This is a genomic window from Sediminicoccus rosea (assembly GCF_033547095.1).
GTDB lineage: Bacteria > Pseudomonadota > Alphaproteobacteria > Acetobacterales > Acetobacteraceae > Roseococcus > Roseococcus rosea.
In genome coordinates, this window is record NZ_CP137852.1 from 2,817,792 (window position 1) to 2,842,004 (window position 24,213).

Consider the following 24,213-nt stretch of genomic DNA (forward strand, 5'->3'; position numbering starts at 1 on the left):
GCGAGGGGGGCCAGCAACAGGTGGTCGATATCGCCTCGCTGGTCGTCCAAGTGACAAGATTTGGCTGCTGCGGACGCGGTTAGGGCTTGTAGAGAACCCCCCGGCTCAATGCGCAAATCTTGAGGCGCTTCGCCACCGTCTTTCGTTTGCTATTTCCCAAAGCACCGAAGTCTACACGGGCATGTGCCGGATTGGCCTTGAGGCTGCCAGACGCCTCAACCGGATCTGGGTAGCATTGGAGGTCATGCGCACCAAACTCGCCCGTGGTCACGCCATAAGTGCCTCCGGATTTCAGTCCGTTCCCTACGTAGAGATCGTGAGCGGCCTGCGCCGTCGTCACGGCCTCACGATCAACCGAGAGCTGCCCTTCGTCCGAGGCATTCGGCATGAATGCAGAGCTCGCCGGTTCATCGCCGTCAAACAGGGAGGGGTGCACTTGCCGAAACAACACCTCATCCGCATCAGTCATTGCCGCAGGGGCGGATGGCTTCGTAGGCTCGCTCTGCCCTGGCAGCGGGGTCGTCTCGTCGCTGCTCACCAGCGGCCTCCTGCGGCCTGGTCAAACATCCGCTGGAATGCCTCGCTATCCACGTCCAGCACGCCAGTCTCCATTTCCCCATCGCCTGCGGATTCCACGCCGTAGATCTCTCCCTGGCCTCCAGGCGCAATCTCGATGGAGTAATCCCAACCGCCTTGGGGGAACTCGAACAACAGGCCGCCTGCATGGGTGGGGAAGATGCGGTAGCTCCCTGCGAGGCGAGGGTTACGCGCAAGGAGGCGCAGGCCGACGGCGACAGCCTCCGGTGTCGGCCGTTTGCCAGCGCCATCGTGCCAGCCGTCAGATAGCGATGCGAGCACACCGATACGGTCGCGGCACCGTTGTAGGTCGGCCACCACCTTCGTGTTGATTAAATCGATCTCCAGTACCTCGGAGACACTCCGGAAACGGTCGGCCCTGTCCAATTCGATCATGAGGCGGAACTGGACGTCTGCATCAATCTTGCCGTCGAACTCGTCCTTGACCCTGTCGGGGGCTAGTGAGAGCCGAAGGGTGCCATGTTCAGCAGTGCTAACGATGACAAGCCCATCGGTGCCCGTTTCGTCCACGTTTGAGCCAAGCAGCTTCCCGACAGAGTCGAACCTAGCCTCGTAGGAGTCTCGCCCGCGGGTGAGAAGACGCTTACGACGCTCGGCATCGAGAAAAACAACATTGCCTTGAGCATCATCGCGACCGACGAACTCGATTCGTTCGTCCGGAAGCAGGCTCGAACCGAAGGTGTTGAGCGCTCGAAGTTCAACGGGAGCTAGTCTCTCCCCGACAGTCGCATCAGCCGACCCGCCGATCAGCGCAACAGCTTTGTCGTAGGCAGCCTCGACCAATATCTCCATCTCGTCTTTGAAGTCGGGAAGCTGGCGCTGCGCATTGTCTTGGTCCCATTCGATAACCGGGACTGCGCTGCCATCATCAATGCCCACTAGGTCGAACTTGAGGCTCTTAACGAAGCCTTTCGGCACCCTCTCCCGGTCGTCGTGAGCCTCCAACCATGCCTCTTTGATATAAGAAACCAGAAGATCGCGAAACGCGGGGAGGTCAGGGAGAACGTCCAACGGCATCCGGCGCCCCTCGAAGCGCGAGCCGACGTACTTCAACCGAAAAGGTCTAGTTTCCTCCATCTTGCCAACATGCCCTCATCGGAATCCGAAGTCCACGAGCCCATTCGATTTGCTAGGCGGGTTGGCAGGGGACCTAGCCAAATTGCCCCCCCAGCGCTGTCAGAGTGCATCAAGCCCGCCAGGGTACCTCAGACTGCCCGTCAAGAAGGCCAATCCCGCCTCCGGCGTCGTCTGTCTGGATGGTTTGGCGCTGCGCCGTTGCTCGTTCCTGAGTGGCACTGCGCCGAGATCCCGACACAGTCTCAAAGTCCTCGCCGCTCGGGTCTGTCGTCCCGCACCGAGTGCCTCCCAATTCACACTGATGGAGAATCCCATGCTCACCCTCGACCTCCCGGTCGAGCCGTACTGGCTCGACCTGCCGCGCGGCGTGCGCGTGGAAATCCGCCCGGTCACCACCGCCGTCATGGCCGCCGCCCAGGCCGGCTCGGCACGCCGTCTCGGCGCGCTGCGGGCCTCGGAGGCGGATATCGACCCCGACATGGCCCGCGGCCTGGCCTTCGCCTTCCTCGTCAAGGCGCTGGCCCGCCACGCCGTCACCGCCTGGGAGGGCGTCGGCGACGCAGCCGGCAAGCCGCTGCCGCTCTCGCCCGAGGCCGTCGAGCGCTTGATGGACATGGACGAGATGGCCGCCGCCTTCTGGGACCGCTCCACCGGCCCCGTCGCCGCCGTGGCCCTGGAGGGAAACGGCTAAGGGCTCGGGCCGAATGGCACTTCGGCCAGGGCCCTGACTATTGCCGAGGCTGCGCGGCTCTCGATCGCGACTGCGGCCTCGCCTGCCCCTACGCCGTCCACGCCCCCGCCAGCGTCGAGGGCGCCGCCGCCTGGGCCGCCGGCACCACCTGCGCCACGGCGACCATGGCCGGCCTCGACCTCGACATGCCGGCAGCGCTGACCACCGCCCGCGAGATGGGCGCCACCGGCTGGGCCGCAGCCGAACTGCTGCTCGCCCTGCGCATGGGCCTCGCCGCCGGCAGCGCCGCTCGCCGCACGGATCCCCCCGGACCCTGACGACCCCACCGACGCAGGAGGCGTGACGCATGGCGGATAGCACGCGCCGCGTCTCGGTCCGGCTGTCGCTGGACGACGCCGCCCGCGTCAAGCAGGAGCTGCGCGAGGTCGGTGAGACCGGCCAGCGCAGCCTGGAACGCATCCAGGGCGGCGCCGACCGTGCCTCCCGCGCGCTGGACCTGCTCGACGTCGCCGTGCGCGGCGTGCAGATCGCTGGCCTCGCCGCCGGGCTCCGTGCCGTGGTCGTCGCCGGCGACGCGCTCACCCAGTCCATGGGGCGGCTCAACACCGCGCTCGGCTCCGTCGAACGTGCCGGCGAGATCTACGACCGGCTGTACCGCGACAGCCTGCAGACCGGCGTCGCCGTCCGCGAGAGCGTGGACGCCTTCGCCCGCTTTTCGATCGCGGCGCGCGAAATCGGCGCCACCTCCGACCAGGTCGCCACGCTGGTCGGCGGCCTGCAGCGCATCGCCATCGCGTCGGGTGCGAGCCAGCAGGAGATCGCCTCCTCCACCCAGCAGCTGGCCCAGGCCCTGGCGTCGGGCACGCTGCAGGGCGACGAACTCCGGTCGATCCTGGAAGGCCTGCCGACGCTCGCGCAGGCGCTGGCCCGCGAGCTCGGCGTCTCCATCGGCGAGCTCCGAAAACTCGGCTCCGAGGGCAAGCTCACCGCCGACACGGTCTTCCCCGCACTGCTGCGCGCCGTCGAGCGACTGAACGGCGAGTTTGAGCGCGCGCCACTCTCGGTCGGCCGCGCCTTCGGCCAGCTCACCGCTGCCGCTGACCAGTTCCTCGCCCGGCTCGACCAGGCGATCGGCCTGTCCAACGCCCTGGCGCGTGCGCTGTCCGGCGCCGCGCGCGTGCTGGACGGCGTGCGCCGCGGCTCCGGCCTGCTGCTGCCCTCCGAGCAGGAGGCCGACCGTCGCGCCCAGGCCGAGGCGCTGCGCGCCCAGATCGCCCGTCTCGAGGCCGAGAGCGACGGCCGCGACAGCCTGCGCTCCCAGCCGCGTCGTGGTTCGATCCGTGGCGGCCTGGTCGGCACTGCCCAGCAGCAGGCCGGCGTCGATCGCGCCGCCCGGCTGGAGGAGCTGCGCCGGCAGTACTCGGAACTCCAGGAGGAGATCACCCGCGGCGAGCAGGCCGCCGGCGAGCGCCAGCGCACCGAGCAGGAGGCCGCGGCTGGCCAGGCCGCCGAGGCCCGTCGCCGCCGCACCGCCGCTGATGCCGAGGAACTGCGCAAGGCACTCGACGACCGCTTTCGCATCAACAGCGAATACGACGACCGCGTCCGCCGCCTGCGCGAGGCCGAGGCCGGCGGCGGCATTACCGCCGCCGACCGCACGCGCCTCGAGACCCTGGCGCTGCGCGAGCGCGACGAGGCGCTGCGCCGCATCGAGGGCACCACCCGACGTGTGGCGTCCATCCCGCGCCCCGACCGCGAGGCCGAGCGCGAGATCAACGACATCATCCGCGAGCGCGAGCGGCTGATCCAGAACAACGAGAACGCCCAGGAGCGCTACACCCGGCGCCTCGAGACCCTCGGCCGGCTGGTCGAGCGCTCCGAGCGCATCGGCCAGCCCATCCCGGACGAGACCATCTCGCGCGAGGCCAATGCCGCGCTGGAGGAGCTGGAGCGCAGCCAGCAGCGCGTCCAGCAGGCGACGGAGCGCACCAGCAACACGGCGCGCGAACTCGGCCTGACCTTCTCCTCCGCCTTCGAGGACGCAATCATCAAGGGCGAGAGTTTCTCCAAGGTGCTGCAGGGCATCCTGCAGGACATCGCCCGCATCGTGGTCCGCCGGACCATCACCGAGCCGCTCGGCACGGCGGTGACCTCCAGCCTGGCCGGCTTTGACTTCGGCTCGATCTTCTCGGGGATCGGCTCGGCGCTGGGCGGGCTGTTCCGCGCCGAGGGCGGCCCGGTGGCGGGCGGCCAGCCCTACATCGTGGGCGAGCGCGGCCCCGAATGGTTCGTGCCGAACCGCAGCGGCACGGTGCTGCCCAACGGCATGGCGCCCGGTGGGCCGGTGATCAACCAGAGCATCACCATTGATGCGCGCGGTGCCGATGCGGGCGTCGAGGCACGGCTGCGCGTGCTCTCGGCGCAGATCGTGCGCCAGGCGAGTGCGGCGACGCTCGACGCCATCCGCCGCGGCGGCAGCGCCACTTCTATCGTGCGGGGATAGAGCCATGACGGAATACGCCTGGCCCGCCACGCTGCGCCCGTCGCGGCTGAGCTTCTATCTGCAGCACAATACCCTGCGCTTTGTCTCGCCGGTCACCCGCGCCACGCAGGTGCTGCGGCGCGAGGGCGCGCGCTGGGTGGCGGAGGCCAGCTTTGAACCGCTGGGACGCGTGCAGGCGGGCGTGATGGACGGGCTGCTGGCGGCACTCGCCGGCTCGGCCAACACGGTGCGCATCTGGGATTGGCGGCGGGAGTACCGCACCGGCGATCCGCGCAGCCAGGGCGATGTGCCGACCGGGCCATACAGCTTCTCGGACGCGACGATCTTCACGGACGGGACCGGGCTGGTGGTGGGGTCGGGCAATCCCTCCCTGGCAGCGGGTGCGCCACGCGGGGCGCTGTCCATCGTCACGCAGGGCTGGTGGCCGAGCACGGTGGCGGTCGGCGCCGGCGACTACATCGGCCTCGGCGGTCGGCTCTACATCGCCACCGCCGCGGTCGCTGCCTCGGGCGCCGGCACCGCCACCGTTGCCATTGCGCCACCGCTGCGCGCGGCGGTGGTGGTCGGCGAGCCGCTGGTCCTCTCCCTGCCGAGCGTGCCGATGCGGCTGGTCTCGGATGACGAGGCGGCGAACCCAACGCGGCCAGGCCCCTTCGCCGCGGTCACCATCCGCCTCGAGGAAGCTTTGTGATGTCCGGCACCCCACGCCTCAGCAACCAGGCGGCCTCCGCCGCCACCGCGCCGGTCGCCACGCCGGTCGTGCTGGTGGAACTCGACTTCGCCGCCGGCCCCTTTCGCGTCTGGACCGGGCTCGGGCCGCTGGACTGGGCGGGGAAGGTATTCGAGGGCGCGGGCAGCATCGGCGCCATCTCCGATGTCGAGGAGACCGTCGAGCTGCGCGCGGTGCGGCTCACCCTGGCGCTGTCGCCCGTGCCGCAGGAGGTGGTGGACATCGCCCTGGCCGAGCGCAGCTACCGCCTGCGGCCCGTCACGCTGTGGGGCGCGCTGCTCGATGCGCAGGGCGCCTTCGTCGCGGACCCGTTCCCGCTCTGGGCCGGGCTGATGGACACGATGGAGGTCACGGACGGCGCGGAGCCTTCCGTGGCGCTGGCCTGCGAGAGCCGGCTGGTGGACCTCGAGCGGGCAGAGGTGCGCCGCTACACCGATGCCGACCAGCAGGCCGAGTATCCCGGCGACCGGTTCTTCGAGTTCGTGCCGGCACTCCAGGAGGCGGAGATCCGCCTGCCGAACCAGTGAGCCGGCTGCCCGACTGGCCCGAGCGGCTGGCGGCACTGATCACGGCAGCCGAGCATCGGCCCTTCGATGCGGTGCGCTGGAACTGCGGGCGCTTCGCCCTGGCGGCGGTGGCGGCCTGCACGGGCCTGCGACCATCCTGGCAGCACCGCCCCATGCTCGCGGAGATGGCCGACACAGCGGGGTACCCGCGCGTGCCGGTGCCCTTCGCCCGCGCTGGCGACGTGGTGCTGGCCACTGATCCCGATCGCCTCGGCGTCGTGCTGGACGCCGGCCGCGCCGCCTTCGTCGGACCCGCGGGCCTCCTGCGCCTGCCCATCACCGCCTGCACCATCGCCTGGAGGGTTGGCTGATGCCCGTCGCCATCCCCTTCATCGCCGCGGCCGCGGGGGCCGCCGCCTCGGCCGTCATTGGCGGCGGCGTCCTGGGCGCCGTCGCGGCCGCCGGCGCCGCCCTGGTGGTCTCCGCCGTGGGGGCCGCGGTCTTCCGCCCCAAGTCACCCTCCGCCGCCCGGAGCGCCAACGTCACGCCAGGGACCGACACCGGGCCGGGCTCGGGCTTCGATCCGCGCACGCCCGGCGCCGGCCGCACCCAGTCCTTCCGCCAGCCGATCACCGAGCACCAGATCGTCTTCGGCCGCTGCCGCACCTCCGGCCCCGTCGTGTTCCTGCACTCCGCCACCGATGACGAGGGCCGCGCCGATGGCTTCCTGCACGTCGTCGTGGTGCTGGCCGCCCATCGCGTCCGCGCAATCGGCGAGGTCTTTCTCAACGGCACCGCCTCCACCGACGCGAAGTTCGCCGGTCTGCTGCGCATCGACCGCGCGTTGGGCGATCCCGGCCAGGCCGCCAATGCCAATCTTGTGGCAGACACCGGTGGCCAATGGACCGCCGCCCATCGTGGCCAGGGGCGAGCCTATCTCACCGTGCGCCTCAAGCTCCGGCCCGAGGCCTTCCCCTCCGGCGCGCCCAGCCTGTCCGCCATTGTAGAGGGCGCTGACACCATCCTCGACCCGCGCACCGGCGCCACCGGCTGGTCCGACAATCCGGCGTTGTGCCTGGCCTGGTACCTGACCTCGCCCTTTGGGTGGCGCGCGGCCTGGGCGGATATCGACCTGCCGGCATTAATGGCGGCGGCCAACATCTGCGACGAGATCATGGGCCGGCGCGATGGCACCGCCGAGCGGCGCTACACTGTCAACGGCGCCGTCACCCTGGGCGAGGGCAAGATCGCCATCACCCGTAAGCTCGTCGCCGCTATGGCCGGCGCCTTGGTCGTGAGCGGAGGGCGCTTCTACATCCATGCGGGCGCGCCAGCGCTGCCGGCGGCGACACTCACCTCCGACGACCTGCGGGGCGACGTCACCATCGTCGGCTCCCGCCCGCGGCGGGATCTCTTCAACGGGGTGCGCGCCGTTTATGTCGAGCCGGCCGCCGCCTGGCAGCCGACCGATGCGCCACCGCTGCTCGCCAGCAACTACGTCACCGAGGATGGCGGTGAGGCGATCTATCGGGACATGGAATTCCCGCTCACCACCTCGGCGGCGACGGTTCAGCGCCTGATGAAAATCGAGCTGGAGCGCAACCGACGCCAGCGCGAGGTGGCGATGCAGGCCAACCTCTCGGCACTCCGGCTGCGGCCCTGGGATGGGGTGACGGTGGCGCTGGAGCGGCTCACGCCCTTTCCCGCTCGCGTGACGGGCTGGGCGCTGGCGCCGGATGGCGGGGTGAACCTGCAACTGGCCGAGGAGGATCCCGCCGTCTGGGCGTGGAACCCGACAGTCGACGAGCGCGCCACCGGACAGAACCCCTCGGTGGTGCTGCCCAACCCCGGCGTCATCGCCGCGCCGGCGGCCATCCTGGTGGAGACGCCGCTCGGCACGACCTTCACGGCGATCGCGTTGTCCTGGTCCGCAGTGGGCTCCGCCTATCTCGCGGGCTACGAGGTCGAGTTCCGGCCTGCCTCGGTGGCGGTCTGGCAGGGCTACGCAGGGGGCTTCGGCGCCACCGCCGTGGCCATCCCCACGACCGAGCCCACCGCCTTTCGCGTGCGCGCTCAGGCGCGCAGCGGGGCGGTGTCGGGCTGGCGCGAGGCGCTGGTGCCCGCCGCTACCTCGGGCCTGGCCGCAACGGGCATCGCCGGCGGTGTGCGCCTGTCGGGTGGCTTTCCCGCGGATGCGGTGCGGCTGCAGGTCTTCGAAGCCAGCAGCGCCAGCCTCGCCGCCGCGACTAAGCTGGCCAGCGAGCCGACCGCACTCCCATGGGATCGCACCGGCCTCACCACCGGCCAGACCCGCTGGTACTGGCTGCGCAGCGTCTCGGCCGAGGGCAACGTCTCCGCCTTCGCCGGCCCGGTCACCGCCACCGCCCTCTGATCGGAGAATGCCATGCCGGCACGCATCGACGACTTGCTGGTCCTCAACGCCAACCTGAACAAGAGCGACTTCGCGAAGTACCTCCGCGACCGCGAGGCGGTGCTGCCGAACGACTTCGGCGGGCTCGGCGATGGCGTGGCCGATGATCGCACCGCCATCCAGGCCGCCTTCGATCGGGCCGGTGCGGACCAGAAGTTCGCGATGATCCCGCCCGGCACATGGAACGTGTCCGGCACCGTGACCCTGCCGGGCGGCGCGCGCGGGCTGATCATGCAGGGGACCATCCGCTACACGGGCACCGCCCCCACCTCCGTGCTGGTGCTGGGCGATGGCGGCACCATCCGCAACGCCGAGAAGCTCTACACGGGGCTGAACGTGATCCGGCAGACGCTGTCGGACTGGTCCTCCGAGGCCGATATCGGCATCACCGTGCGCAACGTCGATGCCTCGCAGATTGAGTTGCGGCGGGTGGAAGGCTTCACCATCGGCATGCGCACGCTGGGCGATGGGCGTGGCGTCGAGGACAGCACCTTCACGCTCGGTCGCATCGTCAACAACCGCATCGGTCTCGATATCTGGTGCGCCACCGCCACGGCCTGGAACACCTCCATCCGCTACTACGGTGGGCACTTCGCCCAGGCGACGGGGGTGAATGCCGCGCAGGACCGCTTTGGGGTTCGCTTTGGCAATGAGGCCGGCGCCTATACCAACCACAACCGCCACGTCTTCGACGCGCCGAACTTCGAACTGCGCCAGGCCGGCAGCAACATCGCCATTCCCTTCCTGAACCAGACCTCGGGCTCTGCCATCATCGCGCGCAACATGCGCATGGAGGCCTGCTCGCCGCTGGCGGCGCGGCACACGGCCGGGGCGCAGGATTGCGAGTACGACATCGCCTGGACCAACACCTACCTGGTCGGTATCGACTACACGGCCACGGCCAATCGCTGCGGCAATGCGGTGATCAACCGGCATCGTGCGCCGGCGTCGCGATTCCAGCGCTTCCTGGCCGGGGTCCCGAACACGCGTGCGTCGGCGTTGCGGCAGTCGGCGACGGAGGTGGGTGTCGAGGGGCTGATCACCATCGCCACCTCCACCACCACCGCGACCTTCATGGCGGATTTCTGCTTCAACGGGCTGACGGACCTCACGCCGACCGATCGCGCGGTGTCGCTGGCGGCGAACCGCGGGCTGGGGTGGATGCTCGACACCTCCCAGGCGAAAGAATTCGCCCTGGCGCATTGGCTGACGAGCGGCGCCTCGGGCGGGCGGCTGTTCGTGCGCGTGTTCGACGGCGCGGGGAACGTCCGCGAGGACATCGCGGGGGACGTGCTGGCCTCGATCACCACGATGCAGTGGAACGGGCCGGCGAAGGGGTGGAACGCCGGTGCGCCGATGGATGATGCCAACTTCAATCGGCGGCAGACCATCCGCGTCGGCGCTGCCGTGGCCTATGCGCAGGTGGGCGTCATCGGCTTCGATGGGCCGATCGATCTGCAGTCGCTCCGGCTCTACGGGCTGCCGGAGGCGGCGCCCGGCGTGCTGAACGGCACGCCGCTGTTGACCGGGGCGCTGTTTGGCTCAGGTCGAAGGGAGTTCGCGGCCGAGGTGTCGTGGGACCTGCCGAGCTTGGCACCGGGCGCGACGTCGCTCATCGACGTCACGGTGAACGGGGCACGGGCCGGCGACCTGGCAACGGCGTCGCTGGTGTCGTCGACGCGCTTCATCGAGCTCGATGCCGCCGTGTGGTCGAACAACACGGTGCGGGTGATGGCGCGAAACATCTCTGCCGCGACGTTCGATTTGGCAGCGGCGACTCTGTCGGTGGGGGTGATGAAGCGACGAGTGCCGTGATGCCGGGGCGTGCCTTCGTCTCCCTCACTACGCGGCACGGCCAGGCACGGCGATCCGCTGCAACACCTCCGCGGCGGCGCGAGAAGCGGCATCCATCGCGCCCGCAAGGTAGCCGGGGTCGGTCGCGCTGGTCTCGCTCCCTGCGAGCGACAGGCGCTCCCGCCATAAGCCGCTTACCCACGGCCCGCGCTGCGGCACGGGATGGGCCCCGCCGCGCCGGTCATCCGCGGTCGCGGTGAAGACCTCGGCGGTCCAGTCCATAAGCAGCGTCGCCACGGGACTTCTGGCCTCGTCTCCGAACAGCCGCACGAGTTGATCAAGGCAGGCGCGGGTCAGCAGCGCCGTGCCCGCAGCCTGGCGCCGATCTGCGTCGATGCCGAGAAAGCCGAACAGCGCCGCCGCGCCCGAAGCGGTTGTCGCGTCATGGATCTCGCCCATCGGGCCGACACCGCTCTGCGCCATGCCGGACAGGCCGGCGGTGCGCCAGAAGGGGCTATCATAGACGGCGACGAACTTCGCGTGCGGCGCCATCCAGGTCGGCGTCTCGCGCCAACGCAACCGGATGGCGGGATCGATAGCTGGCTCGAAGGCGATGCTCGCCTCCAGCAGCCGCGGTGGCAGCGCGGCAATCACCTGTGCTGCGAGGACGCTGTCACTCCCGCCGTCAGTCTGCCCAAGCGTCAGTCGGACGTGGTCGCCGTCGAGGGTGATCCGCGTGGCCCACGAGGCAAGTTGGATGGAGCCCTCCGGCAGGCCGCCGGCCAGCGCGCGCACCAGCGCGCCTGTACCGCCCGCAAGCCGCATGGAGCGGGGCTCCTGCCGGGAGCCGGCGAAGCGCTGCGGCGGGCGGTTCGGCAGGCGTTCGACGAGAACATCGCCTTCGTCGTGTTGCGGGATAGCGGTGAGGCCAAGTGGCGCCAACGCGACCGCCATGGCCGGGTGCATGCCGGGCCAGAACCAGGACGGACCAAGGTCGAAACCGTCCTCCGCGGGGCGTCCCGCCGCATCGGTCGAAAGGATGCGGCCGCCGAGCCGGTCGCGCGCCTCGAAGATGCGGAAGCCAATGCCCGCTTCGTGCAGCAGCCGCGCGGCCTGCAGCCCGGCGAGGCCGCCGCCGATGATGGCGACGGGAAGGACCTGAGTGCTGGCGCCGTCCATCTCAGCCTCTGACGCCGGTACAGCGCGCCGCACGTGTCTCCGAGGGCACGTGTGCACCCTCATCACGTACCCAGGCTCTGACCATCGGGCCGGAGGCGAGGTCATGGCCCCGCATGACCCGATCGTGGCGGATTGCTCGATTCTTGTGTTTCGCCATGGTGTTCAGGGTCTGGACATTTCGGGGGTATGGCAGGCGTCGTCCTGACGGCATCCAGCAGCCGCCGCTGCGGGCGGCGACGCTGTCGGTCGGGGTGGTGAAACGGCGGGTGCCGTGACGGGGGCTCGTTGCGCCGGACCCATCGCTCGCATCATCGCGTGGGCTTGGACTCACGCTGCCTGCCGCGCCTGCCTTGCGCGCGACACCGCCAGCCAAAGGATCGTCAGCGCTGCGATGCCAAGCCAAGGCAGCAGCACCGCATTCAAGGTCTGCCAGCCAAGCTGCTGCAGTAGCGCGCCGGCGGCGAGCGAGGAGGCGAGGCCGACTGCGAAGATCGTCAGGTCATTCGCCGCCTGGGCGCTCGCCCGTTCCGCCGGCGTATAGGTCTCGGTGAGCAGCGTTGTTCCACCGATGTAGAGGAAGTTCCATCCGACACCGAGCAGCACCAGAGCACCCAGGAACGAGCCGAACCCTGTCCCCGTCAACGCCATGCCGACATGAGCGGCAAGAATGACCACACCCGTCAGCATGATCCGCAATACCCCAAAACGCGCGATCAGCGATCCCGTGAAGAAGGATGGCAGAAACATCCCCAGCGTATGCGCCTGGATGACGCGTGCTGCGTCGCCGATCCCATGCTGGTGCTGCAGCATGGCAAGCGGTGTCGCCGTCATGGCCAGGATCATGACGCCATAGCCGGTCGCCGCGCCGAACAGTGCGATCAGGTAGGCAGGCTGGCTGACGATGGCACGCAGCGGGCGAGCCGGCTCAACCACGGTTCCAGTCATCGCCGCCGCCGGAGCCGCAATGCGTAGACCCAGCAACAGCCCCGCGGAGAGCAGGCTGACGACGGCCAACAGCAGGAACGAGCCGGTGAACTCCACCGCGAGCAACGGCCCGCCCAGTCGGCCCAGTTCCGGCCCAACGATGGCTGCGAACACACCACCGGCAAGCACATAGGAGATGGCTCGCGGGCGGAAGGATGCGTCCGCTACCTCGGCCGCGGCAAAGCGATAGAACTGCGCATGGCCCTGATATGCGCCTATCAGCAGCGTGCCGAGGCACAGCAGCATGAGCGAGCCGAGCGCTATTCCGACCGCGCCCACCAGCCCCCCCAACACGCCGAAGACGGCACCCAGGATGAAGCCGGCGCGGCGGCCCCACTTGGCCATCAGCAGCGAAGCAGGAAAGGTTGCTGCCGCGGTGCCGAGGAACATGGCTGCGATCGGCGCGGTGGCGAGCCAAGGCTCCGACGCGATGCGCGATGCCGCCAACGCGCCCACCGTCATAACCAGGACGGAGGCGGTCTGGAACAGTGCCTGCGCGGTGGCGAGGAGCGCGACGTTCCGGGTCTGGTGTGCTTCGGCCATGCTGGCGTCGTCCTCGATGTGATCAGTGCGAATGCGCGGGCAAAGGTGGTTTGCTAAGTTGCAAGGCGATGAAGGCGGCTCCGAAGGTGGTCTGCCGCCCCAACCATGCATCCGCACCAACCGTCAGCCGGGCGAGGGTCGCACTGGGCGGATGAAAGACGGCGCCGCGAACCTCCTCGACGACCAGGCCCGCACCCTCTGCCGCGCGGCGCAAATCCGTGGCCGAGTGGAAGGCCGCATGCCGCCAGAGCCTGGAGCCGAGCCAGCCACGGATACGGCGGCGCGCCGCCCAAAGGCTCCAGCGGCCGAGTTCGCCGATCACAAGCCGCCCACCCGGGCGCAGCACGCGGGCCATCTCACGCCATGCCAGCGTCTCGTCGCGCACGAAGCCGAGCACGGTCACGGCGGTGATGACGTCAAAGCGTTCGGCGGCCAGCGGCAACGCCTCGATCCGCCCATCGATTAGGTCCAGGCTGACGCCGACGGCCTTTGCCTCGTCGCCTGCGGCCCGCAGCATCGCCGCATCCGGGTCGATCCCGACCACCCGCGCCCCAGCGCGTGCCATCTGAATCGCGAGCCTGCCGTCGCCACAGCCGATGTCCAGCACGTCCAGCCCCGCGACATCGCCGATCATCGGCTCAATTGCCGCCGCCTCGCACGCATCGGTGATGCGGCCGAGCGACGAGGTGCGCCAGACGCGATAGGCATCCGGTCCCGTAGGGGTCGGCGCGGAGCCAGCCCCGCTCAGAACACCAGCACCTTGTCGGCCTCGATGGTAGCTGCTGCGAGTTCGTCCATGGTGCTGCGGCGCGCACCGTCCATGACATCCTGATCGGTCATGCCGCGGGCATCCATGCAGGTGCCGCACAGCAGCACGTTGCCCTTGCTGACGACCACGCGCTTCAGCATGCGCTCCAGGCTGTAGTAGCCCTCCGGAACCTTCTGGCCACGGCGCGCGGCGCCGACCGCATCGGCCATCAGGAAGACCGTGACCGCCATGCTTGGGTCCTGCTTGAGCAGGGCGCTCGCCAGCCGCAGCGCGTTGTAGCAGCGCTCCGTGCCATAGGGCGGGTCGTTGATGATGAGCAGGGGTTTCATGCGCGTTTCTCCCGCGGTGTTGCTTCGGCTGGTACGGTGGTGCCTCCCACCGGGAGGCCGGCTGCGTTCCAGCCTTTCATGCCGCCCCGCAGTACCGTCAGCCGCTGATGGCCCGCACCGAGGAGGATCGCGGCTGCCCTGGAAGAGCGGCGATCGGTGAGGCAGACGAGAACCGTTGGCCGATCGCGCGCGGCACCTGTGAGACCCGGATCCGCCACCAGCGCATCGACCGGCAGGTTGATCGCGCCGGGGATATGGCCGAGCGGCCCCGTGAACTCGTCAGGGCTTCGGACGTCGATGACAGTCGGCGGATCACTGCCGGCAATCGCCTCGGCGAGCGCCGCGGGCTCGGTCCATTCTGGCACCGCCGCCGCTGGGCGGGTGAGGACGCGCCGGATCAATCGCGGCAGCAGGGCGATGGCCGCGAGTGCGGCAAGGCCGAGGAGGCCGTAGCGAATCGCCGCCTCGTCGCCGCCGGCGAGCGCACTGCGCCCTGCATGGCCGAGCCAGGCATAGGCGGCGGTCCCGGGGAGCATACTGATGGCGGTGGCCAGCACGTATTGCCCGAGCGGGATGCGGGTCAGGCCGAGAGCGTAGTTGGCGATGTTGAACGGCACCGCCGGCACCAGCCGTACCAAGGCAACGAAGCGCCACCCCTCTGCCTCGACGCCTTCGATGACCTGCTTGAGCCGTCCGCCTGCTCGTCGCGCCACCCAATCCGCGGCGAGATGGCGCGCCACCAGGAAGGCCAGCGTCGCGCCGAGCGTACCGCCCGCGAGGTTGACCGCAGTGCCCCAGAACGGCCCGAACAGGGCGCCGCCGGCGAGGCCGAAGATCGAGCCTGGAAGGAACAGCACCGTCCCGGTAGCGAATAGGGCGGCGAAAGCCAACGCGCCCCAGGCGCCGAGGCCACCGACCGCCGCCTCGAGTGCTGGCAAATCGAACTGATCGCGCAGGCTGAAGGCAACGACGCCAGCCGTGGCGAGTGCGGCCGCAAGCATCCAGCGCGATACGGCCGCCGTCACGACGCGCCTTCCCGGCGGCCGAGCGGATAGGCGCGGTCGTCCTCGCGCAACGGCTGGGTCAGCATGCGGTCGAGACGGAGCTCACGCGGGTCGCGGAACTGCTGGATGCCAATGGTCATGGCGTCGTGCCCGGCTGCGGGCTGGGCGCGGTAGGTGCCGAAGATCCGATCCCAGATTGCCAGATTGAAGCCAAAATTGCTGTTCGTTTCGCGCGGGACCACCGAGTGGTGCACGCGATGCATATCAGGCGTGACCAGCACCAAGCGCAGTGCTCGGTCGAGCCAGCCAGGCAGGCGGAGATTGGCGTGGTTGAACATCGCGGTGGCGTTCAGCAGCACCTCGAAGATCAGCACCGCGACCGCCGGTGCGCCGAGGGCGACCACCACCATCAGCTTGATGACCATGGAGAGCACGATCTCGACCGGGTGGAAGCGCAGGCCCGTCGTCACGTCGAAATCCAGGTCGGCGTGGTGCATCCGGTGTAGCCGCCAGAGCAGCGGCACCGCGTGGAACATCACGTGCTGGAGGTAGATGGCGAAGTCGAGAACCACGATCGCGAGCAGGATCGCGAGCGGTTGCGGCATGCCGAGCCAGGGCAGCAGCCCCACCCCGCGGCCCTCCATGGCGAGAGCGATGCCGACGGCGGCGGTCGGGAAGAGGATGCGCACGATCAGGCTGTCCACCACGACGACGCCGAGGTTGTTCGGCCAGCGCAGCCAGCGTCCCGCTGCGCGCTGCCGGCGCGGAAAGAGGGCCTCCAGGCCGGCCATCAAGGCCAGCACACCGGCAAAGACCGCCAAGCGGATGAGAGGCTCGTTCGCGAGCAGGCTGTCCATTGCGACCGATCCTGGTTGACGCGGCCATGGCGACCGCTCATCATTCAACTAATCCGTTGAACGTAGGAATGAGACCGCACCCGTGTCAAGCAGTGACGCTTCCCCCAAGCAGCGCCTTCTGGCCCAGTTCGCCGCCGTGGCGCGTGCGCTCGGCCACGAACATCGGCTCGACCTGCTGGAACTCCTCGGCCAGGGTGAGCGCACGGTCGAAGGCCTGGCTGCGCGAACGGGCCAGCCCTTTGCCAACACCTCACAGCACCTGCAGAACCTCCGCCGTGCCGGTCTCGTCGAGACGCGGCGAGAGGGGAGGCACGTGGTCTATCGCCTGAAGGATGAGGCGGTGCTGGCACTGATGACTGCGCTGCGCCACGTCGCGGAACGGAACATCGCGGAGGTGCGGCAGATCGTCGCCACCTACTTCTCCGCCCGCGACAGCCTCGAAGCCGTGACGCGGCAGGATTTGGTCGGCCGGCTGAAGGCGGGCGACGTCGTCGTGCTTGACGTGCGTCCGGAGGATGAATTCGCGGCCGGTCACCTTCCGGGCGCCATCAACGTGCCTCTCGCCTCGCTCAATCGGGCCATGCTCGCGCTGCCACGCGAAAAGGAGATCGTCGCCTATTGCCGCGGACCATACTGCGTGTTGTCGTTCGATGCTGTTGAGGCACTGCGCGGCTGCGGTTTCCAGGCACGGCGCCTTGAAGACGGGTTCCCGGAGTGGAAGGCCGCGGGCCTCACCGTCGAAGCAGCTTAGGGCAGCGTAATGCGCTCTACCCCGCATGCTTCGTTCGCGGGCACCGGTCATCCCGTCGCCCTGGTCTCCAAGGCTCCAGCCTAGAGACCGCCTGTACCGAGTCGCACCTCCTCCGCCAGGACGCGCTCCGCACGCCGTGCGAACGAGCGTCGGGCTTACCGATAGATTTCCCTATCGTTTCAAAACGGGCACCTTTGCAGCCCCGCATGTGTCCGGACATTGCGCGGCCCGCGCCGGCATTCAGCGGTGTTCCGCGGCGTATGGCGGGGGCCGCGACCACGGGCCGATGAGGTGCCGTGGGTAGCGCGCATGGCGGCAGGCAAGGCATTCCACGCGCCTCTTGCGCGGCGGAGAAACTTTCCATTGAATGATCCTTAAATTCTAAGGAAACGCTCGTGCCCCCTCCGTCTGCGTCCTACGAACTGTCCAATATTTCCAACGGTTTGCTTCTCAATAACCAGGGCGCGGGAATCACGGCCGGCGTGCAGGGCGGTCCGGCGGGAGTGGCGCTCGATTCTGGGCGCTTCGCGGCGGCCTGGGTGAGCAACAGCAGCGGCACCGGCGAGACCATCCAGTTCGGTATCTTCGACGCCGCCACCCGGGCATTGGTGCCCGGCGCCATCACAGACATCGTGGGCGGCACGGCCAATCTCTATGGCCTCAGCATGGCATTGCTGTCGAACGGCAATGTCGCCCTGGCCTGGGCCGAGCACGCGGGTGGCACCACCACCTACTGGACCGCCGTGGTCCATGGCAGCACGGGGGCGGCCGTGGCGGCGCCGCTCGCGCTGGCCAGCGCGTCCATCGCTGGGGGCGCGGTCAGCATCGCCGCGCGGGCCGATGGCTATGTCGTCGCCTATTCCGGCGACGCGACCCCGGCTAATTCGCCTGCCTTCGTGGCCGGCTTCACCAATGCCGGCGCCGCTGATCCCGGCTTCACCACCTTCAACGCGATCGAGCGCGATCGGGGGGTGAGCGAGCTCAGCGTGGCCGTGCTGACCGACGGCACCATCGTGGTGGTGGCCGAGGGCGCCGAGGGCCCGCCCGGCATTGCCATCCCCGGGATTTCGACATCACGCCCCGTCGAAGGCGGCATCGTCGGTTACCGCTACTGGAATCCCGATGGGACGCCACTCCTCCGGGAGGGCCTGCCGATCATTGGTGACGCCGTTGGCGCCTATGTGGACAGCCGCATCGCCACGGCGGCGCTTCCCAACGGCAACGTCGTCATCGCCTTCGACTCCGGCAATACCGCCAACGAGCAGAACAAGCTGGTGGTGATCGTCCGCGGGCCGCAGGGCGAATACATCGGCGGGGGCGACACCTTCGTCCTCAGTGCGGAAGACCAGCTCTGGCCCTCCATCGCGGTGCTGGGCGATGGCGGCTTTGCCGTCTCCTGGAGCCGGCGCCTGGTCTCCGATGGTTCGCCGACGGGCACGATCCTTACCACCTTCCTGCCCGATGGCACGCGCGCGCCAGGCGACACGATCCGCTCTTCCGCGGCGGCGGATGTTGCGGCGCTGGTAGGCTTCACCGATGGCCGCATGGCGCTGGTGGCGCAAGGCGGCAATGACGGCTCCGGAACCGGCATCATCGCCGCGCTGACCCGCGTGACCGAGAGCTTCGACGGCACGGATGGCGACGATGTTATCAACGGCAGCAGCCTCGCCAATCGCATCAATGGTTTCGCCGGGGCCGATGTGATCAACGGCCTCGGCGGCAACGACCTGATCGCCGGCGATGACAGCTTCACCGAGGGCGACGCCGACGTGATCAACGCCGGCGATGGCGACGACACCGTGACCGGCGTGGTCGGGGACGACACCATCTCCGGCGGGGATGGCCATGACTCGCTGGATGGCGGCGCGGGCCAAGACCGCCTGCTCGGCGATGACGGCAATGACAGCGTGACCGGCTCTGCCGGCAACGACGTCATCTTTGGCGGCGATGGCAATGACTCGCTGGATGGCGGCAACGAAAACGACATCCTGAACGGCGAGGCCGGCAACGATACCTTGATCGGCGGGGCCGGCATCGACGCGCTGAACGGCGGCGTCGGCGCCGACAGCATGGTGGGCGGCGCCGGCAACGACGTCTTCAACGTGGACAATGCCGGCGATGTGGCGCGGGAACTGGCCAATGGTGGCTATGACCGCGTCCTCTCCACCGTCAGCTACACGCTGGGTGACCATGTGGAGCGGCTAAGCCTCATGGGCAACGTCAACCTGAACGGGACGGGCAACGCCCTGGATAACCGGCTGGATGGGAATTCCCGCGTGAACAGCCTCGCTGGTGGCGGCGGGGATGACAGGCTCTACGGCTATTCCGGCAGCGACACCCTGAACGGCGGCACGGGCGATGACCTGCTCGACGGCGGCACCGGCGCGGACAGCATGGCGGGCGGCGCCGATGACGACACCTACATCGTGGATCATGAACTCGATGTGGTCGTCGAAGCGTTCAATGCCGGGTACGACCAGGTCATCGCATCGGTCACCCACAGCCTGACCACGGACGTGGAGCGGCTGACCCTTTCCGGCACGGCCGACATCAACGGCACGGGCAACATGCTGGCCAACCGGCTGGACGGCAATGCAGGCGCCAACACCCTCGATGATGGCGACCTCAACTTCGTCTTCCTGGGCGGACAGGCCGACTCGCTCTATGGCGGCGCGGGCAACGACACGCTGATCGGTGGCGGTGGCGCGGACCTGCTGGATGGCGGGCTGGGCGCGGACAGCATGTCGGGCGGCATCGATGGCGACACCTATGTCGTGAACGACACGCTCGACGTCGTGTTCGAGGAGGCCGATGCCGGCTACGACCGCGTCCTGGCCTCGGTCAGCTTCACCCTGGCCGCCGATGTCGAGTGGCTCAGCCTCTCAGGCACGGGCAGCATCAACGGCACGGGCAACGCCTCGGCCAACCGGCTGGATGGCAATGCGGTTGCCAATATCCTCGATGGCGGCGAGGGCAGCGACAGCCTCTACGGACTTGGCGGCAATGACACGCTGATCGGCGGTGGTGCCGGAGACCGGCTGGAAGGTGGCCTGGGCGCCGACAGCATGACCGGTGGGCTCGGCAAGGATCAGTTCGTGTTCCGCAGCGCCGCCGAGGCCAATGGCGATGTCATCACCGATTTCAGCGCGGTCGAGGGCGATCGCCTCGATCTGCGCCGCATCGACGCGCATGCGGGGGTGGCCGGCGACCAGGCGTTCCTCTGGATCGGCGACGCCGCATTCACCTCAGTGGCGAGGCAATTGCGCTTTTCGGGCGAGGTGCTGCAAGGCGACGTGAATGGCGATGGCGGGGCCGATTTCGCGATCACGCTCTCCGGCGTGTTGTCGCTCAGCCTCGGCGCCGTCTGGCTCTAGGCTCTCGTCGGCCGGGGTTGATCACGGGCCTGCGTGAACCTCACCCGTTGAGGCGCACCGGGTTCGACCAGGCCCGTCGCCCGGCCGCATCGGCCACCACGACGCGCGCGAAGCCGCCGCCCCGCAGTGCCTTGAGCGAGAGCCGCGCGCGTGTCTGGCACAGCCCCACCGACTGGTCGGCGCGCGAGCCACGGCCCAGCACCATGATGCTGGCGGCGGCCGAGCAGGTGACCTCCACCGCATCCGCCTCCCAGCGGATGTCATGGATCAGCGGGCCCTGCGTCGCATAGAAATGCCCGGCCTTGAGCGCCGCCAGCAGCGCCTCCGGCTCATTCGCCTCGGCCTTCACCATCACCCAGCCGCCAAAGGCGTCGGGCGACTTGAAATGCGCGTCATCCACGGCGATCAGGTTGATCATGCGCCCCTCGGCCAGAAGCTGGTCGGCGAGGTAGACGCCGTCGCCGCGCTCCGTCCGCAATTGCGAGGTGTGGTTGTAGACCTCCACCGCATGGGCGCCTGGCAGGGTCCGCGCATCCTCCACCGTCAGCGCGTACCAGGCCGGATGCGGGATGGCGACGAAGGCGCCGGCTGCGATCGCCCGCGCGGCCAGCTCGGGGCCTGTCTCCTCGGGCGGCGTCGGCGGGAAATCCAGCGGAAGGCCGACCGCCAGGATGTGCCACATCTCGCCCAGCGCGGTCGCCGGCGCGTGCAGCTCGGCGCCCAGGATCGTGGTAAAGCCCGGCGTGCGGAACGGCCGCGTGTCCACGATGGGGAAGCTGTATTTCGGCAGGAAGTGATCGGTGATGGCCAGGAAGTCGTAGCCCGCCTCACGATAGGTGGCGCAGACCTCCGCGGCGCCGAGCGCCCCGTCCGTGGCGTTGGTATGGGTGTGGATATTGCCCTTCCAGAAGCGGCCCGGGGCGGAGAACGCATCCATGCGCGTCACGCCAGCTTGCGGAAGGCGTCGAGGAAGGCCGCCACATCAGCCTCATCATTGTAGACATGCGGGCTGATCCGCATGCGGCCCAGGCGCGGGGCCACATGCACGTTGCGCTCGGCGAGCGCCTCGATCAGCCCGGGACGCATGCCGCCGGGAAAGCCCAGGCTCAGCACATGCGGCGCGCGCAGCCCCTGGGCGGGAATCTGCACGCCCATGCCCGCCAGCCCCTCGGCCAGCAGGCCGGTGAGCCAGCCAAGCCGAGCGCTGATCGCATCAGTCCCCCAATCGGCCATCATCTCCATGCCGACGGCCGCCATCTCCAGGCCGATCACATGGTCGCGCTCGCCCATGTCGAAGCGCTTGGCGCCATCCGTGAAGCCGAGATCGGCCATGTAGGGCCGCGCTTCGGAGGAGACGCGGCGGCGGGAGGAGCCGGTCTGCTCCAGCGGCACGCCGTCCTGGTGGCGCTTCGCGATGTAGAGGAAGGCGCGGCCATAGGGGCCCAGCACCCATTTGTAGGTGGGGAAGATGAGTACGTCGGGGTCGAGTGTCGCCACGTCCAGCGGCAGCACGCCCGCGTGATGCGTGGCATCCACCAGCAGCATGGCCCCCGCCGCGCGCTGCGCCGCCGCAACGACGCCGAGATCGATCAGCCCTCCATCCGCCCAATGCACGGAGGAGATGGACACGAGGGCGAGCGGCGCGGCCCCCGGACGGCGGATCGCTTCCAGCACGGCCGTGGTCCAGTCGCCATCGGCGGGCGCCGCGATGGTCTCCACGGTGAAGCCGCCCTCGGCCGCGCGTTGCAGCCACTCCAGCACGGGCGAGGAATGGTCATCGCCCAGAACGAGGGCGCGATGGCCGGCCGGGATGGGCAGGATGCGCCCGGCGACGGCGACGCCGTAGGAGACGGAGGGGATGATCGCCACATCCTCGGGCGACGCATTGATCAGCCGCGCGGCGGCCGCACGGGCGCGATTGCATTGGCGGGCGATGTGCTCGCCCGTGATGCCCCAGGGCCGCGCCTTGAGCGCGATGCCGGCCTGGCCTGCCGCCTGCACCGGATGCGGCAACGGGCTCCAGGAGGCGGCGTTGAGATAGGCGACATCGCGCGGGATGTCGAAGGCGTCGCGCTGGCATTCGAGCATGGTGCGTTCCTTGGCCCCAGAAGCGGCATTGGCTGTGGCAGTCTGCGCCGCAGGGCGCGGGCGATCAATGCAGCCGCGTGCCGAATCCGGGGCCGATCCAGGCCAGTTCACCCTGCGCGAAGCAGGCGGCCAGCGCGCCCTCGGGCGTGACCACGGCGATGTCGCCGCGCAGGCCTTCGGCGATGCGCCCGCGATCGGCTAGGCCCAGCGCATCGGCTGGGTTGCTCGACACGAGCGCCCAGGCGGCGGCGAGGTCCAGCACACCACGCGCCGCCATGCGGAAGGGGGCCGCTAGCAGCGCGGGCCAGTGGTAGTCGCTGGCCAGCACGGTGACGAGGCCGCGTTCGGCGAGCGGCGCCGCGCTGGCCCAGCCCAGATGGCTGCCGCCGCGCACGACATTGGGCGCGCCCATCACCACCGCCTCGCCCGCCGCGCGGGCATCTTCCGCCACCGGCTCGGCCATCGGGAATTCGCAGATGGAGGCGCCCAGCGCGCGGAACAGCGCGCGATCCGCAAGCGTCGCGTCATCATGGCTGAGCATGGGGATGCCGGCGGCCTGCGCCGCCCCGGCCATGCGCTGGCGCATCGCCGGCACATCGGCGCGCCGGCTCATCGCGGCGTCGGCCAAGGCCATCAGCTCCGCCTCGGTGACGCCCGCGCGCCCGGCATATTTGCCGAGCTCTTTCGGGTTCTTCAGCTTCTTCACGATGCTGGGCGTGTGGTCGTTGAAGCCCAGCAGATGCACCTGGCCTGCCGCGATGGCGGCCAGCGCATCGGCCTCGGCCGCGAAGTTATCGGCTTCGAAGCGGAGGTGGACGCGCAATTCAGGCCCGGGCGGCGGGCTCTTCAGCGCGTCGAGCGTGGCCAGGAAGGCAGGAAGCGAGCGCAGCCCCGGCTCCCAGGACAGCGTGACGCCGAGATAGGCCGTGGTGATGCCGGCGGCGAGGCATTGCGCCGCCGCGTCACGCAGCGCGAAGCCGGCCGGGAAATCAACATTGGGGCGGGGCTGCAGCGCACGCTCATGCGCGTCGCCATGAATGTCCACGATGCCGGGCATGACCAGCAGGCCGGTCGCGTCGAAGCGGCGCGCCGCCGCCGCCCCGTCGGCGATGCGGCCTTGCGCCAGCGCGACGTCGCCCCCGCCGAGCGCGCCGCCCCGCAGCACGCGGCCCCCCGTGATGTTCCAGGCCATGTTCAGGACTCCACCACCATCTGCGTCCGCCCGGCGGCGTAGCGCGTCACCGTCGCATCCACCGGCTTGCCGCTGCCATCCACATTCACCGCCTCAGCGACCAGGACCGGGCGGCTGCGCGATTGCTGCAAGACCTCCGCCTCCTCCGCCGTCGGCATGCGGGCCGTGATGCGGGTGATGCGCCGGCGGAAATCCGGCACGCCGCAAGCCGCGAGCGCGTGGCTGATGGAGGGGTTCTCCTGCAGGCGCGTCATGATGTCGGGGAAGCGATGCGCCGGGAAGTGGTGCGCGCCAAGGGCGACCGGCCGGCCATCGGCCATGGCCAGCCGTTCGGCCAGGATGACCAGACGACCGCGGCGGATCTCCAGCATCTCGGCCACGCGCGGCTCGGCCGGGATTTCGGCAAGGCGCAGCACCCGGCCCGCGGGCTCGCGATTCTGCGCGCGGATGATCTCACTGAAGCGAGTGCGTGCGTTCAGCGGATAGTCCAGCACATCCTCCGCCACGAAGCTGCCGCGCCCCTGCTCGACGCGCACGATGCCGCGCGTCTCCAACTCCTCCATCGCGCGGCGGATGGTATGGCGATTTACGCGGAAAGCCTTCGAGAGTTCGGCCTCAGTCGGCAGGCGCTGGCCGGGGGCATGCTGGCCCTCGCGGATCGCGGCCTCGATCGCGGCACCGATCTGGCGCCAGAGCGCGATGCCGGCGCCGCGGTCGAGCGCGGGGCTTGCGAACGTCACGGAAGTTTCAACCAAACGGGCGCTCCGGAGTGGCAATTGCAACTTGACCCTAGCGGGACGGATGTATAGCTGTC

At 69.4% G+C, this 24,213-nt stretch carries 22 protein-coding genes; 10 read left to right on the plus strand and 12 right to left on the minus strand.

Annotated elements, in window-relative coordinates; genetic code table 11:
- Positions 1–79: 79 nt before the first annotated feature.
- Together R9Z33_RS13640 and R9Z33_RS13645 are read right to left on the minus strand one after the other, a co-directional pair.
- Positions 80–538 carry a hypothetical protein gene (locus R9Z33_RS13640; protein ID WP_318647124.1) on the minus strand — a complete coding sequence of 153 codons (459 nt, stop codon included), beginning with the start codon at positions 536–538 and terminating at the stop codon, positions 80–82.
- Complete coding sequence (locus R9Z33_RS13645; RefSeq protein ID WP_318647125.1) at positions 535–1,650, minus strand: hypothetical protein; 1,116 nt, start codon at positions 1,648–1,650, stop codon at positions 535–537. The genes R9Z33_RS13640 and R9Z33_RS13645 overlap by 4 nt, the downstream gene beginning before the upstream one ends.
- A gap of 337 nt (positions 1,651–1,987) precedes the next feature.
- Between R9Z33_RS13645 and R9Z33_RS13650 the strand changes: the two genes are divergently transcribed.
- From R9Z33_RS13650 to R9Z33_RS13685, 8 genes are all read left to right on the plus strand, one after another.
- Positions 1,988–2,365 (plus strand): hypothetical protein, encoded by a 378-nt coding sequence (locus R9Z33_RS13650; protein ID WP_318647126.1) that lies wholly within the window; start codon positions 1,988–1,990, stop codon positions 2,363–2,365.
- Between the two features lie 164 nt (positions 2,366–2,529).
- Entirely contained in the window at positions 2,530–2,682 is a 153-nt protein-coding gene (locus tag R9Z33_RS13655; RefSeq protein WP_318647127.1) for a hypothetical protein, read from the plus strand.
- 29 nt (positions 2,683–2,711) lie between these two features.
- On the plus strand, positions 2,712–4,868 hold the full coding sequence (locus R9Z33_RS13660; protein WP_318647128.1) for a tape measure protein: 2,157 nt from the start codon (positions 2,712–2,714) through the stop codon (positions 4,866–4,868).
- Positions 4,869–4,872: 4 nt separating this feature from the next.
- Positions 4,873–5,559, plus strand: a complete 687-nt coding sequence (locus R9Z33_RS13665; protein ID WP_318647129.1) for a hypothetical protein — start codon at positions 4,873–4,875, stop codon at positions 5,557–5,559.
- Entirely contained in the window at positions 5,559–6,125 is a 567-nt protein-coding gene (locus R9Z33_RS13670) for a hypothetical protein (RefSeq protein ID WP_318647130.1), read from the plus strand. The genes R9Z33_RS13665 and R9Z33_RS13670 overlap by 1 nt, the downstream gene beginning before the upstream one ends.
- Positions 6,122–6,475 carry a DUF6950 family protein gene (locus R9Z33_RS13675; RefSeq protein WP_318647131.1) on the plus strand — a complete coding sequence of 118 codons (354 nt, stop codon included), beginning with the start codon at positions 6,122–6,124 and terminating at the stop codon, positions 6,473–6,475. Before R9Z33_RS13670 ends, R9Z33_RS13675 begins: the two co-directional genes overlap by 4 nt.
- Positions 6,475–8,496 carry a phage tail protein gene (locus R9Z33_RS13680; protein WP_318647132.1) on the plus strand — a complete coding sequence of 674 codons (2,022 nt, stop codon included), beginning with the start codon at positions 6,475–6,477 and terminating at the stop codon, positions 8,494–8,496. The genes R9Z33_RS13675 and R9Z33_RS13680 overlap by 1 nt, the downstream gene beginning before the upstream one ends.
- 12 nt (positions 8,497–8,508) lie before the next feature.
- The gene (locus R9Z33_RS13685; RefSeq protein ID WP_318647133.1) at positions 8,509–10,350 is read left to right on the plus strand and encodes a pectate lyase family protein; all 1,842 of its coding nucleotides are present in this window, start codon (positions 8,509–8,511) and stop codon (positions 10,348–10,350) included.
- 27 nt (positions 10,351–10,377) lie between these two features.
- Here the strand turns inward: R9Z33_RS13685 and R9Z33_RS13690 are convergent, their stop codons facing one another.
- The 6 genes from R9Z33_RS13690 to R9Z33_RS13715 all read right to left on the minus strand — a co-directional run bounded on the left by R9Z33_RS13690 (position 10,378) and on the right by R9Z33_RS13715 (position 15,994).
- The gene (locus R9Z33_RS13690; protein ID WP_318647134.1) at positions 10,378–11,508 is read right to left on the minus strand and encodes a flavin monoamine oxidase family protein; all 1,131 of its coding nucleotides are present in this window, start codon (positions 11,506–11,508) and stop codon (positions 10,378–10,380) included.
- Between the two features lie 327 nt (positions 11,509–11,835).
- Entirely contained in the window at positions 11,836–13,035 is a 1,200-nt protein-coding gene (locus R9Z33_RS13695; protein WP_318647135.1) for an MFS transporter, read from the minus strand.
- 22 nt (positions 13,036–13,057) lie between these two features.
- Complete coding sequence (locus R9Z33_RS13700; protein WP_318647136.1) at positions 13,058–13,669, minus strand: class I SAM-dependent methyltransferase; 612 nt, start codon at positions 13,667–13,669, stop codon at positions 13,058–13,060.
- A 110-nt stretch (positions 13,670–13,779) separates the two neighbouring features.
- A complete protein-coding gene (locus R9Z33_RS13705) occupies positions 13,780–14,133 on the minus strand; it encodes a DsrE/DsrF/TusD sulfur relay family protein (RefSeq protein ID WP_318647137.1) in 354 nt (117 codons plus the stop codon).
- Positions 14,130–15,158 carry a VTT domain-containing protein gene (locus tag R9Z33_RS13710; RefSeq protein WP_318647138.1) on the minus strand — a complete coding sequence of 343 codons (1,029 nt, stop codon included), beginning with the start codon at positions 15,156–15,158 and terminating at the stop codon, positions 14,130–14,132. Before R9Z33_RS13710 ends, R9Z33_RS13705 begins: the two co-directional genes overlap by 4 nt.
- A complete protein-coding gene (locus R9Z33_RS13715) occupies positions 15,155–15,994 on the minus strand; it encodes a sterol desaturase family protein (protein ID WP_318647139.1) in 840 nt (279 codons plus the stop codon). Before R9Z33_RS13715 ends, R9Z33_RS13710 begins: the two co-directional genes overlap by 4 nt.
- 82 nt (positions 15,995–16,076) lie before the next feature.
- Between R9Z33_RS13715 and R9Z33_RS13720 the strand changes: the two genes are divergently transcribed.
- Both R9Z33_RS13720 and R9Z33_RS13725 read left to right on the plus strand, forming a co-directional pair.
- The gene (locus R9Z33_RS13720) at positions 16,077–16,745 is read left to right on the plus strand and encodes an ArsR/SmtB family transcription factor (protein ID WP_318647140.1); all 669 of its coding nucleotides are present in this window, start codon (positions 16,077–16,079) and stop codon (positions 16,743–16,745) included.
- A gap of 503 nt (positions 16,746–17,248) precedes the next feature.
- Complete coding sequence (locus R9Z33_RS13725) at positions 17,249–20,119, plus strand: calcium-binding protein (protein WP_318647141.1); 2,871 nt, start codon at positions 17,249–17,251, stop codon at positions 20,117–20,119.
- A 40-nt stretch (positions 20,120–20,159) separates the two neighbouring features.
- Here R9Z33_RS13725 and R9Z33_RS13730 read toward each other — a convergent pair whose 3' ends face one another.
- The 4 genes from R9Z33_RS13730 to phnF all read right to left on the minus strand — a co-directional run bounded on the left by R9Z33_RS13730 (position 20,160) and on the right by phnF (position 24,139).
- Positions 20,160–21,056, minus strand: a complete 897-nt coding sequence (locus R9Z33_RS13730) for a PHP domain-containing protein (RefSeq protein ID WP_318647142.1) — start codon at positions 21,054–21,056, stop codon at positions 20,160–20,162.
- A 5-nt stretch (positions 21,057–21,061) separates the two neighbouring features.
- Positions 21,062–22,207 (minus strand): aminotransferase class V-fold PLP-dependent enzyme, encoded by a 1,146-nt coding sequence (locus R9Z33_RS13735; protein WP_318647143.1) that lies wholly within the window; start codon positions 22,205–22,207, stop codon positions 21,062–21,064.
- Between the two features lie 64 nt (positions 22,208–22,271).
- The gene (locus R9Z33_RS13740; RefSeq protein WP_318647144.1) at positions 22,272–23,399 is read right to left on the minus strand and encodes an alpha-D-ribose 1-methylphosphonate 5-triphosphate diphosphatase; all 1,128 of its coding nucleotides are present in this window, start codon (positions 23,397–23,399) and stop codon (positions 22,272–22,274) included.
- 2 nt (positions 23,400–23,401) lie between these two features.
- Positions 23,402–24,139 (minus strand): phosphonate metabolism transcriptional regulator PhnF, encoded by a 738-nt coding sequence (gene phnF / locus R9Z33_RS13745; protein ID WP_318647145.1) that lies wholly within the window; start codon positions 24,137–24,139, stop codon positions 23,402–23,404.
- Between the last annotated feature and the right edge of the window lie 74 nt (positions 24,140–24,213).